The following is a 13,136-nucleotide window of genomic DNA, read 5'->3' as shown; positions in this document are numbered from 1 at the left end:
ATGGCCGGGCGGCACTCCGCTCGGCCTGAACCTGCCGTCCGGTTGTGGGGATGTGGATAGGCATATAGGGACCCGCCCCGACGATTGAAATAGCCGACGCGCGTGGCAGCAAGCGTCAGAAACGCTCAACCAAACCGCCATTTCTTTTTCGCAACCAATATCGCTCGGTTATACTGATGGCATCATCGCAATCCACTGCGGGGGATTTCTGTGGCACTGCCGGCGGACTGGTTGCCCAACGTCCCGATGCGCCGCGTCATCTGTCACTGGACAGCGGGAGCATATGTCGCCGGCGAGACCGACATCGAAGCCTACCACATACTGATCGAGGGCAGCGGCGCGCTGGTTCGGGGCCGGCCGTCGATCGCACTCAACTCAGGCCGGGTGAAATCCGGCTATGCCGCCCATACGCTGAACTGCAACTCCGGTTCGATCGGGGTTTCGCTGTGCTGCATGGCCGACGCCCGCGAAAGGCCCTTCCGCGCCGGACGCTACCCCATGACGAGGACCCAGTGGGACGCGCTGGTCGTCGTCGTCGCCGAGCTGTGCCGGTACTACAAGATCAAGGTGACGCCCCGCACCGTGCTTTCGCATGCCGAGGTTGAGGACACGCTCGGCATCAAGCAGCGTGGCAAATGGGACTATGCCCGCCTCCCTTTCGAACCGGGCGTGGTGGGGCCGAGAGCCTGCGGTGACAAGCTGCGCCGGGAGGTATCGGCGGCGATGGGGACGGTCCCGAACCTGCCGGTGCGTACCGGTCGCGATCCGCCGCTGAAGGTCCTGCTCGACGTCTTCTTGCCGATCCTCGTGCGCGGGCTTGTGGCTGGCCTCGAAACTTTGGTTCGAGAAATATTGAAGCGGATGAAGTAGGAGCCGTGGCCGGCTTCGGTGCTCAACGGAGAACTGGAGCGGGTACCGGGAATCGAACCCGGGTATTCAGCTTGGAAGGCTGCTGCTCTACCATTGAGCTACACCCGCGCCGTACTGTCTTGGCATGAACCCTGCGGAAAAGCGAGGTTGCTTTTCGAGGCTATGCCGGGCTCCGGTGCGACAGTGGTGGAGGGGGCTGGATTCGAACCAGCGTACGCATAGCGAACGGATTTACAGTCCGTCTCCTTTAACCACTCGGACACCCCTCCGCGCTGTCGCCGGAGCCATGCAACGAGGCATTTCGCGTCTCCCCGGCAGCGGTGGCCGATGCCTTGGAAACAGCGAAGCGCCTTATGGCGACTGGGCAATACACTGTCAACCGCACGGCGAGGATTTCGCCGACTTATTCGGCCAACGCCATATCCAAAATGAGGATGCGGCTTTATAGAGGCGCAATGAACGACAGGAAAAAGCCCGGACCGCCTCAAGGAACCCCTGCGCCGGCGCCCGCTGGGACGCCCCCTGCAGGCACCCCGAAGGACACGCATTACGCCAAGCTGAGGCGCGCGCATCGCGACCAGAAGGCAGGCGGCGCACCCGCGTTCCGCCCACGCCAGAGCACGCCACCCGGCGACCATGCGCCCGAAGGATTGGTGCGGCTTTATGGCCTGCACACGGTGCGGGCCGCGCTCGACAATTCCGACCGCCGCATTCGCCGCATGATGGTCACGCGCAACGCGCTGGAGCGGCTGGAAATCACCGACCTCGCCGCCCTGCCCTTCACGGCGGCCATGGTCGAGCCGCGCGAGATCGACAAGCTTCTGGGTTCGGACGCCGTCCATCAGGGCGTCATGATCGAGGCCGAGCCGTTGAAGCCGAAGCGGCTGGACGCGCTGGGCGAAACGAACCTCGTTCTGGTGCTCGACCAGGTCACCGATCCGCACAATGTCGGGGCGATCCTGCGCTCCGCCGTGGCATTCGGAGCCGGTGCGCTGATCACCACCGCCCGCCACAGCCCGCAGGAATCGGGCGTGCTGGCGAAATCGGCGTCGGGCGCGCTGGAGCATATCGACCATATCGAGGTGCGCAATCTCGCCGATGCGCTCGGCGAACTGCACGAAGCCGGCTTCCAGACCATCGGGCTCGATTCCGAAGGCCCGGCGGAACTGGAAAAGACTTTTTCAGGTGACAAGATCGCGCTGGTGCTGGGCGCCGAGGGCAAGGGCCTGCGGCAAAAGACGCGCGAGACGGTCAACGTGCTGGCGCGGCTGGACATGCCCGGCGCGATCCGCTCGCTCAATGTGAGCAATGCTGCGGCGGTGAGCCTGTATGCGGCGAGGACGTTTGTCAGGCGGCAGTAGGCAATCGGCAGGTCGGCAGGTCGGCAGTCGAAAAGAGGCCCTGACGCAGCGCCTCAAGCCATTCGTTCGTTCATTCCGATTGCCGATTGCCTATTGCCGACTGCCCCACTTCGTGTCCCGCCATCCGCTCCAGCGCTTTCACCAACCCTGAATGATCGTCCTTCGCGCCGCCATTGGCGGCGCAGGCGTTGAAAAGCTGCTGCGTGGTCGAGGTGTTGGGCAGCGCCACGCCGAGCGACTTCGCGCCTTCGAGAGCCAGGTTCAAATCCTTCTGGTGCAGCTCGATGCGGAAGCCGGGCGCGAAGGTGCGCTTGACCATGCGCTCACCATGCACTTCGAGGATGCGCGAATTGGCCAGTCCGCCCATCAGCGCCTGCCGCACCTTGGCCGGATCGGCCCCGGCCTTCGAAGCGAACACCAGCGCCTCGGCAACCGCCTCGATGGTCAGCGCCACGACGATCTGATTGGCCACCTTGGTGGTCTGGCCGACACCGTTGCCACCGACCAGCGTGATGTTCTTGCCCATCTTTTCGAAGACAGGTCGGGCGCGCGCGAAGGCGTTTTCCTCGCCGCCAACCATGATGGTCAGCGAAGCCGCCTTGGCGCCCACCTCACCACCGGAAACCGGCGCGTCGAGGTAGTCGCAGCCGAGTTCGTTGATCTTCACCGCGAATTTCTTGGTCTCGATCGGCGAGATGGACGACATGTCGATGACCAGCTTGCCGTTTGACAGGCCGGACGCCACGCCCTTGTCGGCGAACAGAACCTCCTCGACCTGCGGCGTGTCCGGCACCATCAGGATGACGATGTCCGCCGCGCGAGCGACGGCATCGTTGCCGGTAACCGTTCTCAGGCCCTTGGCGACGAGATCGGCAGGCGGGCTCGAACGATGGTCGGTGGTGACGACCGGATAGCCGGCGTCGAGCAGGTGCCCTGCCATCGGCGCGCCCATGATGCCGAGGCCGATGAAGCCGATGGTTTGCATGGTTGGTCCTTTCTGTGTCTTGTCAGTACCCCTCATCCGTCCTCGCTCCGCTCGGCCACCTTCTCCCACAAGGGGAGAAGGTTCAGATGGGCCTTAGCGTCGCGGCAAATCTCCAGCGCCAGTAGCTGGCGGAAAGATCAACGCAGGCATTCCCTTCTCCCCTTGTGGGAGAAGGTGGCCGAGCGGAGCGAGGACGAATGAGGGGTGAATTTCGCTAGGCCGCGGCAGTTCCCTTTGCCGCCAGGTCCCGAAACCACCCCAGTCCCTGCTCCGTGCCGGCCTTGGGCTTGTATTCCGCCCCGATCCAGCCGGCGTAGCCGATGCGGTCGATGAAATCGTAGAGGAAAGGATAGTTGATCTCGCCCGTCCCCGGCTCGTGACGGCCGGGATTGTCCGCAAGCTGGATATGCGCGATGCGGCCGAGGTTTGCCTCGATTGTCCGGGCGAGATCCCCCTCCATGATCTGCATGTGGTAGATGTCGTATTGCAGGTAGAGATTGCTCGAGCCGACGCGGTCGAGAATGCCCAGCGCCTGCCTTGTGTTGGTCAGGAAGAACCCCGGAATGTCGACCTTGTCGTTGATCATCTCGATCAGCAGCCGGACCCCTGCCCGCTCCAGCTTTTCGGCCGCGTATTTCAGATTCTCGACGAAGACATTTTCGAGCGTGGCGCGGTCGACGCCCTGCGGGGCAATGCCGGCGAGGCAGTTGACCTGCGGACAACCGAGCGCCTGCGCATAGTCTATCGCCCTGGCGACGCTTGCCCTGAATTCCTCGACGCGGTCGGGCAGCACGGCTATGCCGCGCTCACCGGCAGCCCAATTGCCGGGCGGCAGGTTGAACAGCGCCTGGGACAGCCCGTTCTTCTTCAGCCGCGCCGCGACGACATCCGGGGCATGCTCATACAGACCGACATACTCCACCGCCCTGAAGCCCGCGCGAGCCGCCGCATCGAAGCGGTCGAGGAAATCGTGCTCGGTGAAGAGCATGGAAAGATTGGCTGAAAACCGGGGCATGGCGTCGTTCCGTGAGAAAATGATTCAAGGCGTTGAGAAGGCGATTCAATCCAGCATCACGACAGCGGTCGGGGCATCCTCGTCGCGCTCGGCAAGGTCCTCGAACTCGACGATATTGTCGATCTCCGTACCCATCGAAATGTTGGTGACGCGTTCGAGGATGAACTCGATGACCACCGGCACCTGGTGTTCCGCCATCAGGCGCCGCGCCTCGGCGAACGCCTTCTGGCAGTCCTGCGGACGGCGCACGCGAACCGCCTTGCAGCCCATCGCCTCGGCGACGGCCACATGGTCGACGCCGTAGCCGACCTCGGCATGGCCGACCGTGTTGATGTTGTCGAAAGCGAGGCTGACCTCGTAGTCCATCGAGAAGCCCCGTTGCGCCTGCCGGATCAGGCCGAGATAGGCGTTGTTCACGACAACATGGATGTAAGGCAGCCTGTGCTGCGCGCCGGCCGCCAGTTCCTCGATCATGAACTGGAAATCGTAGTCGCCCGACAGCGCCACGATCTCGGCGTCGGGCCGCGCCGCCCTGACGCCCAGCGCCGCCGGCAGTGTCCAGCCGAGCGGGCCGGCCTGGCCGCAATTGATCCAGTTGCGCGGCTTGTAGACATGCAGGAATTGCGCGCCGGCGATCTGGCTGAGCCCAATGGTGGTGACATAGGTGGTGTCGCGCGGGAACGCCTTGTTCATCTCCTCGTAGACACGCTGCGGCTTCATCGGCACTTCAGTGAAATGCGTCTTGCGCTTCATCGTCTTCTTGCGCGCCTGGCATTCCCTTGCCCAGCCGGACCAGTCGCGCAGCTTGCCCGCGGTCCGCCACTCGGTGGCGACGTCGAGCAGCGTCTTCAGCGCAGCGCCCGCGTCCGAAACAAGGCCGAGGTCGGGAGCGAAGACACGGCCGATCTGCGTCGGCTCGATGTCGATGTGAACGAATTTTTTCCCTCTGGTGTAGGTGTCGACCGAGCCGGTGTGCCGGTTGGCCCAACGGTTGCCGATGCCGAGGACGAAATCGGCCGCCAGCATGGTGGCGTTGCCATAACGGTGTGACGTTTGCAGCCCGCACATGCCGGCCATCAGACGGTGGTCGTCGGGGATAGCGCCCCAGCCCATCAGCGTCGGAATGACCGGAACGCCGGTGATCTCGGCGAATTCAGTCAAAAGGTCGGACGCATCGGCATTGATGATGCCGCCGCCGGCGACGATCAGCGGCTTTTCGGACGCGTTGAGCATTGTCAGCGCCTTTTCGGCCTGGGCCCGGTTGATGACGGGCCTGAACGGCTCCAGAGGCTCATAAGCGTCGATATCGAACTCGATCTCGGCCAGTTGAACGTCGACCGGCAGGTCGATGAGCACCGGCCCCGGGCGGCCCGAGCGCATCAGATGGAATGCCTTCTGCAACGTCATCGGGACCAGATACGGCTCCATCACCGTCACCGCCCATTTGGTGACGGGCGCGGCGATCGCGGCGATATCGACAGCCTGGAAATCCTCCTTGTTCAACCGGGCGCGCGGCGCCTGTCCGGTGATGCACAGGATCGGAATGGAATCGGCCGATGCCGAGTAAAGCCCGGTTATCATGTCGGTGCCGGCGGGGCCGGACGTGCCGATGCACAGGCCGATATTGCCGGCGGCGGCGCGTGTGTAGCCTTCGGCCATATGAGACGCCGCCTCGACATGACGGGCCAGTACATGGCGGATCGTACCCCTCGCCTTCAGGGCCGAATAGAGCGGGTTGATCGCTGCGCCCGGCACGCCGAAAGCGCAGGCCGTGCCTTCCTTTTCAAGAACGAGAACGGCTGCATCGACTGCGCGCATCCTGGCCATGATCGCCTCCTGGCATTGAACCTTGTGATGCCTTGACCCTGACAGGACAGCTCACATTTTTCAATTTTTTCAAAATATTTTTTCATTTTTTGAAACGAGATGTTTCTGACTGATTTTGCTTGGCTTTTCATTTTTCGCCATTTCGGTTATTTCTCTCGGTGAAAAACTTTTTCATATTTCACCTCGACTGGAGCGGCCGATGGAACAGATTGAAAAGCGCCAGCGCGGCAGGCCACGCGCTTTCAACGGGCCTTCCGAGAACGCATCGGTCCAGTCCCTCGACCGCGCGCTGCGCATCCTGGCCATCGTCGCACAGGGTGACGGGCTGTCGCTGAGCGAACTGGCCAACGCATCGGGGGTCCCCGCCCCCACCGCTTACCGTATGCTGACCACGCTTGAGGGCCACGGCATGGTGGAGTTCGACAAGACCAGCCAGCTCTGGTCGATCGGCGTCGAAACCTACCGCATGGGCTCCGCCTTTCTGCGCAGCCGCAAGCTGGTCGACCGGGCGCGTGGCGTCATGCAGGAGCTTATGGAAAAGACCGGCGAAACCGCCAATCTCGGCGTCGCGGAGGACGATTGCGTCGTCTTCATCAGCCAGGTCGAGACGCATCAGGCGATCCGCGCCTTCTTCCGGCCCGGCACACGCAGTCCTTTCCATGCTTCCGGCATCGGCAAGGCGGTGCTGGCGCATCTCGACGGCGACCGGGTGGCGGCGATCGCACGCAAGGCGGGGTTGGAGACATTCACGGCAAAGACACTCTCCTCCCTGCCCGCGCTCTCCCTCGATCTGGCGACAACAAAGGAACGAGGCTGGTCGGTCGACGACGAGGAACGCAACGAGGGGATGCGCTGTGTGGCGGCTGCCATCTTCAACGAATACGGTGAACCCGTCGGTGGTGTTTCGGTCTCGGGACCGACGGTCCGGGTGACATCGCAGAGACTGGCAGAGATCGGCCCCATGGTGCGCGACGCGGCCGTCGCCGTCACCGCCATGATCGGCGGCAAGGCGCCCGTCGATTGATTCGACACGGTCGAGCAGCTAATGCGCCCCTGGTTCAACGGGTTTGTTTCATGATTTTGAGCGAGCATGAGAAAGCGGCTATCCTTGCGGAATTGGCGCCGACAGGAAAACTCCGTTTTGCGCTTAATCACGGCAATGCGGTGCTGGTGAATCCAGGCTCGACGGCCCATGCCCCAAGCGGCGTTTCGGTCGACCTTGCAGAAGCGTTCGCCGCCGCGCTCGGCGTTGCAGGGGAGTTCGTCCATTACAGCAAGGCCGGCGACGTTTCCGATTCTGTCGCCGCCAATGACTGGGATATCTGCTTCCTGGCCATTGACCCGCTTCGGGCGCAGGACATCGCCTTCACCGAGCCCTACGTGGCCATCGACGGCAATTTCCTGGTGCCGGCCGCCTCGCCTGTTCGGGAAGCGCCGGATATCGAGCGGCTTGGGCTGACCGTGGGGGTGACGCGCGGCAGCGCGTATTCGCTTTGCCTTCTGCGTGAGTCCAGAAGAGCGACCATCAAGCAATATGACAGCGCCGCGCAGGTGACAGCCGCTCTTGTCGCCAGAGATATCGACGCGATGGGCGGTGTCCGGCAGGCGATGCAGGCTGTTGCCGCGGCGAACACCGGTTACAGGATCGTCGAGCCACCCTTTATGTCGATCCTGCAAGCCGTCGGCACCAGGACCGGACGCCCTCTCGCTCAAAGCTTCGCCGCCTCGTTCGTGCGGGAAATGAAAGCGAGCGGGTTCGTCAAGGAAGCCCTTGAACGCCACGGGTCGGGCAATCTGAGGGTCCCCGCCAGCGCGGACGTCTAGTCGAGAGCCATCTCCGCAGCGGCTTTGTGAATTTCACCCAGGAAGGCGCCCTGCAGCCGGCTTGGCAGCCAGTTCTCGCGCATGGTCAGCCCGATCATGCGCGTGTTCAGGCGCTGGGCGACAGGCGCCGAGACCGGAACGCAGCGAAGGATACCCTCGCGGTCCTCGATGGCGATCTGCCGGCGCGACAACATGGCGAGCCGGTCGCTCTCGATGACGATGGCGCGCGTCAGCACCAGGGAGCTGGTCTCGATGCTGGGTTTCGGCGGATTGGCAAAGCCTGAAAAAAGCTTGTCGTGGGCGGCGCGGATCGGCGTTCCGGGCCGCTGCGCGACCCAATCCATCGCCGCAAGGTCCTCCAGTTCGGCGCCCTTTCCGGCAGTGAAAAGCGGATGGCCGGGCCGGGCGACGATCGCATAGGGGTCCTCGAACAGCTGTTGCGTCCGCAAACCCTGCAGATCGCTGCCGCTGCGCAGTGCGCCGATCAGGATGTCGCAGAGGCCGGCGCGCAAATGCTGCGACAGCGTCTCATAGGATCCATCGGTGATCTCTACCCTCGCCTTCGGATGCCGTTCGAGCAGACTGTTGATCGCCCGGCCGAGAAGCAGCGTGCGGGCGAGCGGCAGGCTGGCAATTTTCAGGCGGCCCTCCATCCGTCCTTCGAGTTCGCGCAGTTCGTCGCGCGCCTGGTCGAGTTCGGCGAGCGCAATCTGCCAACGCAGCGCCAGCCGCCTGCCGACGGCGTTGGGCGTTATGCCGCTGGCGCCGCGGCTGAAGATCGCCCTGCCCAAGGTCTCCTGCAGCCCATGCGCAAGCCGGTGCAGAGCGCCCGGTGAAACCTCGTTGCGGCGGGCCGCCTCGGTGATCGACCCGGCATTGGCGAGCGCGATCAATGCCTTGATCTGCCTCAAGGTGATCCTTTCCAGGCATCGGGCGACCAGCGAGGCATCCCGCTGCGACGCGGCGCCGAGCGCCTGCGCCAGGGCTGCGGAGAACTGGCTCTCCATGCGTTCCAGCCGATGCCGCAGCACCTCGCCGGCCGGCGTCGGCTGGCTGCCCGCCGCATGGCGCGTCAGCAGCGCCGCGCCGAATTGCTCCTCGATGCCGGCGACGGCCACGGAAATGGCCGGCTGCGAAATGTTCGCCTGCGCCGCCACGCGGTTGAGGCTGCCGATCTCGCAGATACGCGCGAACAGCCGCAAATGGCGAAGGTTAAGACCTGTCTCCTCGATCATCGGCGAAACCTGATTCACAAAAAACTATAACTTGGCGTGGCTTTCGTATTAGCACGACGCCTCCGATCCATGCCACTTCGCTCTTCGACAAATCGAGAGAGGAGCGATAATGCCCGGTAAAACGGCGCTGGTTGTCAGCGCGCATTCAGCAGACTTCGTATGGCGCGCCGGCGGCGCGATCGCGGCCCACACAGAACAAGGCTACGCGGTCACCGTCGTATGCCTGTCCTTCGGCGAGCGCGGCGAGTCCGCCAAGCTGTGGCGCAAGCCCGGCATGACGCTGGATACGGTGAAGGCCGACCGTCAGCGGGAAGCCGAAAACGCGGCAAAAGCGCTCGGCGCCGAGGATATCCGATTTTTCGACCTCGGCGACTACCCCATGCAGATCACGCCGGAAGCTTTCGACAGGCTGGTGGACGTCTACCGGGAGATCCGCCCAGAGTTCATGCTGACCCATTCGCGGCAGGATCCGTACAATTTCGATCACCCCATGGCGACGGACTTCGCCCAGCACGCCAGGGTGATCGCCCAGGCGCATGGCCACAAGCCGGAAACGAAGATCATCGGCGCGCCGCCGGTCTATCTGTTCGAGCCGCACCAGCCCGAGCAGTGCAACTGGAAGCCGAACTTCATGCTCGACATCACCGCGGTGTGGGAGAAGAAACTGGCGGCCATCAAATGCATGGAAGGCCAGGAGCATCTCTGGGAATATTATACCCGCGTCGCCCAGCAGCGCGGGGCGCAGGCCTCCCGCAACTCCGACTACAAGATCACCTACGGTGAAGCCTACGAAGCCGTCTTCCCGCATGTTACCGGCACGCTCGGTCATGGGGCGCTGGCCAACGGAGCATCGGCATGAGCGTCGTCCGTCGCAACATCGCACGCACCGACCTCGCCATTGTCGACGCCCTCGCCAGCTGTGGAACCGCCACCGTCCATGAGGCGATGGGCCGGACCGGCCTGATGCAGTCTTACATGCGGCCGATCTGGCGCGGCGCCCGCGTGGCGGGAAACGCCGTCACCGTCTCGGTGGCGCCGGCCGACAACTGGATGATCCATGTCGCAGTCGAACAGTGCCGCGAAGGCGACATTCTCGTCGTCGCGCCGACCTCGCCCTGCGACGCAGGCTATTTCGGCGAGCTTCTGGCGACTTCGCTCAAGGCGCGCGGCGTGCGCGGCCTGATCATCGAAGCCGGCGTCCGCGATGTGATGGAACTTGAGGAAATGGGCTTCCCCGTCTGGTCGAAGCACATATCGGCGCAGGGAACCGTCAAGGGCACGCTCGGCTCGGTGAACGTTCCGATCGTCTGCGCCGGAGCACTGGTCAATCCGGGCGACGTCATCGTCGCCGACCAGGACGGCGTCATGGTCGTGCCTCGCGAACAGGCCGGCAAGGCGCTGGAGCTTTCGCAGACGCGTCTCGACAAGGAAGCCAAGACGCGGGCGCGGCTGGCGGCCGGCGAGCTTGGCCTCGACATTTACGGCATGCGCGACGCCTTGGCCGCCAAGGGTTTGCGCTACCTGGACTGACAAGAACGAACGCTGCCTGCGGCATTGTCCGACGAGCAGCGTCATCGGGAGGAAAGATGACGAAGATTGCCATGATCGGCTTCGGTGAAGCCGCGCAATCCATTGCCGCGGGCCTCAAAGGCCGGCCGGGGCTGGAGCTATCCGCCTTCGACCTGCGCTTCGCCGATCCGGCAGCCGCGCCGGCGCTTGCCAAGGCAGCGGCCGAGCGCGCTGTGACAGCACTGGACGACATTTCCGGCATCGCGCCCGCCGACATCGTGCTGTCGCTGGTCGTCGGCTCGGCCACCCGCGCGGCGGCAGCGTCGGCGGCTGAGCATATGCGAGACGGCGCGGTCTATATCGACCTGAACTCCGTCGGTTCGGAAACCAAGCAGATCGCGGCAAGCGAGATCACCCGCGGCAAAGGCAGCTTCATCGACGGCGCCGTCATGGCTCCGGTGCCCCGCCATGCCGAGAAAGTGCCCATCGTGATGGCCGGAGAGCGTGCCGGCGAGATGGCCGAACAACTCAACGCACTCGGCATGAATGTCGAGGCGGTCGGCGACACGCCCGGCCAGGCCTCCGCGCTCAAGATGATCCGGTCGGTGATGATCAAGGGCATCGAAGCCCTGCTGATCGAGGCCCTGACTTCGGCTGAAAAGGTGGGCGTTACCGAGCGCATCCTGGATTCGGTCCAGGAGTCCTTCCCCGGGCTGAACTGGCGCGAAATCGCCGACTACTATTTGTCGCGCACGTTCGAGCATGGCGCACGGCGGGTGACCGAAATGACGGAAGCCGCCAACACGATCGAGTCGCTCGGCCTTGACGCGCATATGTCGCGCGCCGCCTGCAAGACGATCGGCTCGGCCCATCTGGCGCTGAAGGACAAGGGGCTGGCCTTCACCGACGGCTATCGCGGCTTCGTGCCGGCATTGGCGGCAACTTTGGTCAGGGAGGTCTGACATGGACGGGATCATTCAATCCCTTGAGGTCATCTTCAGCCTGTGGGGCCTGGCGATGCTCGTCATCGGGGCGCTGCTCGGCATCGTCATTGGCGCCCTGCCCGGCCTCGGCCCGTCGATCGGACTCAGCCTGCTCATCCCCTTCACCTACAATCTCGGGCCGGAACTCAGCATGCTGCTGATGATCTCGCTCTACACATCCGCCGAATATGGCGGTTCGATCAGCGCCATTCTGTTGTCGACGCCCGGCACCGCGGCGGCGGCGGCCACCGTCATCGACGGTTATGCGATGGCGCGGAAAGGCAAGGCGAACGAAGCGATTTCGATTTCGCTCACCGCCTCGACGGTCGGCGGCGTGCTGGGCGGGCTTGCCCTTCTGCTGCTCGCCATGCCGCTGGCGAAACTGGCATTGCAGTTCGGTCCCGCCGGATATTTCGCGGTCGGGCTGTTCGGCCTCTGCTCCGTCGCGGCGCTGTCCGGCGGCTCGCTGATGAAGGGGCTGATCTGCGCCGCCTTCGGCCTGGCGCTCGCCACGGTCGGCATCGATCCGATCGCCGGCACGCCGCGCTTCACGCTGGGCATGTACCAGCTTTACGAGGGCGTGCCCTTCCTCGCCGCGCTGATCGGCCTTTTCGCCGTGTCGGAGGCGATGGTGATGCTGGAAAACCGGGCAACTGCCGCCCCCATCATCAAGGACAAGGTCGGCCACGTCTTCATGTCGATGGCGCTGTGGAAGAAAACCTGGCGCACCATGCTGTCGGGGTCCGTCATCGGTACCCTGCTCGGCATCCTGCCCGGCGTCGGCGGCAACATCGCCTGCTGGGTGGCGCGCGACTATGCCCGCGCCCGCGATCCGCATCCGGAAGAATACGGCCACGGCTCGGCCAACGGCATCGCCGCGCCGGAAGCCGCCAACAACGCGACCGTCGGCGGCGCGCTGGTGCCCTTGCTGGCGCTTGGCGTGCCCGGTTCGCCGACCACCGCCATCATGGTCGGCGCGCTGATCATGCACGGCCTGCATCCGGGTCCGCAACTGTTCACCGATGCGCCGACGCTCGTCTACGCGATTCTGTTCGGCGTCATCATCGCCTCGCTCGTCCAGTACATTGCCGGGTCGCTGTTCCTGCCGATTATGGCCAAGACGGTGTTGCTGCCCGACGCGGTCATCGCGGTCGGCATCATGGCCTTCGCGGTGCTGGGCGCCTTCGCCATCCGCAATCTGATGTTCGACGTCTATCTGATGCTCGGCTTCGGCGTGATCGGCTACCTGATGAAGAAATTGGATTTCCCGGTGCCGCCTGTGATCCTGGCCATGGTGCTCGGCTACCTGATCGAATCCAACTACCGGACGGCGCTGGTGTCGTCGCAGGGCGATCACATGATCTTCGTGACCGACCCGATCAGCCTGCTGTTCCTGGTTCTGAGCGTGGTCAGCCTGGCGGTACCGCTGTGGCGCGGGTTCCGCAAGCGCAGCCTCGGCCGCGCCATTCAAAAGACGGAGGCGGCCGCGGGAGGCGCGCCTTCCCTGAAATCAATGGAGGAGTAGAC

12 protein-coding genes and 2 tRNA genes are annotated in these 13,136 nt (G+C 64.1%); 8 read left to right on the top strand and 6 right to left on the bottom strand.

Translation table 11 applies throughout. The features are described from left to right. Positions 1 to 210: 210 nt before the first annotated feature. Entirely contained in the window at positions 211 to 870 is a 660-nt protein-coding gene (locus J2X35_RS03700) for a peptidoglycan recognition family protein (RefSeq protein ID WP_310181027.1), read from the top strand. Positions 871 to 904: 34 nt separating this feature from the next. On the opposite strand, the gene J2X35_RS03695 is transcribed toward J2X35_RS03700, so the two are convergent. Both J2X35_RS03695 and J2X35_RS03690 read right to left on the bottom strand, forming a co-directional pair. After that, a tRNA-Gly gene (locus J2X35_RS03695) sits at positions 905 to 978 on the bottom strand. 76 nt (positions 979 to 1,054) lie between these two features. Beyond that, positions 1,055 to 1,139: transfer RNA gene (locus tag J2X35_RS03690), tRNA-Tyr, on the bottom strand. 186 nt (positions 1,140 to 1,325) lie between these two features. On the opposite strand from J2X35_RS03690, the gene J2X35_RS03685 reads away from it, so the two are divergent. Continuing rightward, positions 1,326 to 2,231, top strand: coding sequence for an RNA methyltransferase (locus J2X35_RS03685; protein ID WP_310181026.1), 906 nt, complete (start codon positions 1,326 to 1,328; stop codon positions 2,229 to 2,231). A 70-nt stretch (positions 2,232 to 2,301) separates the two neighbouring features. Here J2X35_RS03685 and J2X35_RS03680 read toward each other — a convergent pair whose 3' ends face one another. The 3 genes from J2X35_RS03680 to gcl form a co-directional block, all read right to left on the bottom strand. Continuing rightward, positions 2,302 to 3,252 carry a 2-hydroxy-3-oxopropionate reductase gene (locus J2X35_RS03680; protein ID WP_310181024.1) on the bottom strand — a complete coding sequence of 317 codons (951 nt, stop codon included), beginning with the start codon at positions 3,250 to 3,252 and terminating at the stop codon, positions 2,302 to 2,304. A gap of 178 nt (positions 3,253 to 3,430) precedes the next feature. Further along, positions 3,431 to 4,231: a hydroxypyruvate isomerase gene (hyi, locus tag J2X35_RS03675; protein ID WP_310181021.1), complete on the bottom strand. Its 801-nt coding sequence runs from the start codon at positions 4,229 to 4,231 to the stop codon at positions 3,431 to 3,433. A 45-nt stretch (positions 4,232 to 4,276) separates the two neighbouring features. After that, positions 4,277 to 6,058, bottom strand: coding sequence for a glyoxylate carboligase (gene gcl, locus J2X35_RS03670; RefSeq protein WP_310181019.1), 1,782 nt, complete (start codon positions 6,056 to 6,058; stop codon positions 4,277 to 4,279). Positions 6,059 to 6,257: 199 nt separating this feature from the next. Here gcl and bhcR point away from each other — a divergent pair, with 199 nt between their 5' ends. Beyond that, positions 6,258 to 7,082, top strand: a complete 825-nt coding sequence (gene bhcR, locus J2X35_RS03665; protein WP_056108859.1) for an HTH-type transcriptional regulator BhcR — start codon at positions 6,258 to 6,260, stop codon at positions 7,080 to 7,082. 50 nt (positions 7,083 to 7,132) lie between these two features. Next, positions 7,133 to 7,882: a transporter substrate-binding domain-containing protein gene (locus J2X35_RS03660; RefSeq protein ID WP_310181015.1), complete on the top strand. Its 750-nt coding sequence runs from the start codon at positions 7,133 to 7,135 to the stop codon at positions 7,880 to 7,882. Here J2X35_RS03660 and J2X35_RS03655 read toward each other — a convergent pair. After that, positions 7,879 to 9,117: a LysR family transcriptional regulator gene (locus J2X35_RS03655; RefSeq protein WP_310181014.1), complete on the bottom strand. Its 1,239-nt coding sequence runs from the start codon at positions 9,115 to 9,117 to the stop codon at positions 7,879 to 7,881. The two genes, J2X35_RS03660 and J2X35_RS03655, sit on opposite strands and share 4 nt — an antisense overlap. 109 nt (positions 9,118 to 9,226) lie before the next feature. Here J2X35_RS03655 and J2X35_RS03650 point away from each other — a divergent pair, with 109 nt between their 5' ends. From J2X35_RS03650 to J2X35_RS03635, 4 genes are read left to right on the top strand one after another with little or no spacing between them, the layout of a single operon-like run. Continuing rightward, positions 9,227 to 9,976 carry a PIG-L deacetylase family protein gene (locus J2X35_RS03650; RefSeq protein WP_310181012.1) on the top strand — a complete coding sequence of 250 codons (750 nt, stop codon included), beginning with the start codon at positions 9,227 to 9,229 and terminating at the stop codon, positions 9,974 to 9,976. Continuing rightward, positions 9,973 to 10,647: a 4-carboxy-4-hydroxy-2-oxoadipate aldolase/oxaloacetate decarboxylase gene (locus tag J2X35_RS03645; RefSeq protein ID WP_056108847.1), complete on the top strand. Its 675-nt coding sequence runs from the start codon at positions 9,973 to 9,975 to the stop codon at positions 10,645 to 10,647. Before J2X35_RS03650 ends, J2X35_RS03645 begins: the two co-directional genes overlap by 4 nt. Positions 10,648 to 10,703: 56 nt before the next feature. Beyond that, on the top strand, positions 10,704 to 11,588 hold the full coding sequence (locus J2X35_RS03640) for a DUF1932 domain-containing protein (protein ID WP_310181009.1): 885 nt from the start codon (positions 10,704 to 10,706) through the stop codon (positions 11,586 to 11,588). Between the two features lies 1 nt (position 11,589). Then, positions 11,590 to 13,134, top strand: a complete 1,545-nt coding sequence (locus tag J2X35_RS03635) for a tripartite tricarboxylate transporter permease (protein ID WP_056108842.1) — start codon at positions 11,590 to 11,592, stop codon at positions 13,132 to 13,134. Positions 13,135 to 13,136 lie beyond the last annotated feature (2 nt).

Origin of the sequence: Mesorhizobium sp. BE184 (genome assembly GCF_031457045.1) — a bacterium.
Lineage (GTDB): Bacteria > Pseudomonadota > Alphaproteobacteria > Rhizobiales > Rhizobiaceae > Mesorhizobium.
This window is presented reverse-complemented; position numbering and strand designations above follow the sequence as displayed.

Bases quoted from the DNA above. Each gene is read 5' to 3' on its own strand.
- J2X35_RS03685 (WP_310181026.1), top strand. From the start codon at position 1,326: ATGAACGACAGGAAAAAGCCCGGACCGCCTCAAGGAACCCCTGCGCCG.
- bhcR (WP_056108859.1), top strand. From the start codon at position 6,258: ATGGAACAGATTGAAAAGCGCCAGCGCGGCAGGCCACGCGCTTTCAAC.
- J2X35_RS03635 (WP_056108842.1), top strand. From the start codon at position 11,590: ATGGACGGGATCATTCAATCCCTTGAGGTCATCTTCAGCCTGTGGGGC.
- hyi (WP_310181021.1), bottom strand. From the start codon at position 4,231: ATGCCCCGGTTTTCAGCCAATCTTTCCATGCTCTTCACCGAGCACGAT.
- J2X35_RS03650 (WP_310181012.1), top strand. From the start codon at position 9,227: ATGCCCGGTAAAACGGCGCTGGTTGTCAGCGCGCATTCAGCAGACTTC.
- gcl (WP_310181019.1), bottom strand. From the start codon at position 6,058: ATGGCCAGGATGCGCGCAGTCGATGCAGCCGTTCTCGTTCTTGAAAAG.
- J2X35_RS03645 (WP_056108847.1), top strand. From the start codon at position 9,973: ATGAGCGTCGTCCGTCGCAACATCGCACGCACCGACCTCGCCATTGTC.
- J2X35_RS03660 (WP_310181015.1), top strand. From the start codon at position 7,133: ATGATTTTGAGCGAGCATGAGAAAGCGGCTATCCTTGCGGAATTGGCG.
- J2X35_RS03655 (WP_310181014.1), bottom strand. From the start codon at position 9,117: ATGATCGAGGAGACAGGTCTTAACCTTCGCCATTTGCGGCTGTTCGCG.
- J2X35_RS03640 (WP_310181009.1), top strand. From the start codon at position 10,704: ATGACGAAGATTGCCATGATCGGCTTCGGTGAAGCCGCGCAATCCATT.
- J2X35_RS03680 (WP_310181024.1), bottom strand. From the start codon at position 3,252: ATGAGGGGTACTGACAAGACACAGAAAGGACCAACCATGCAAACCATC.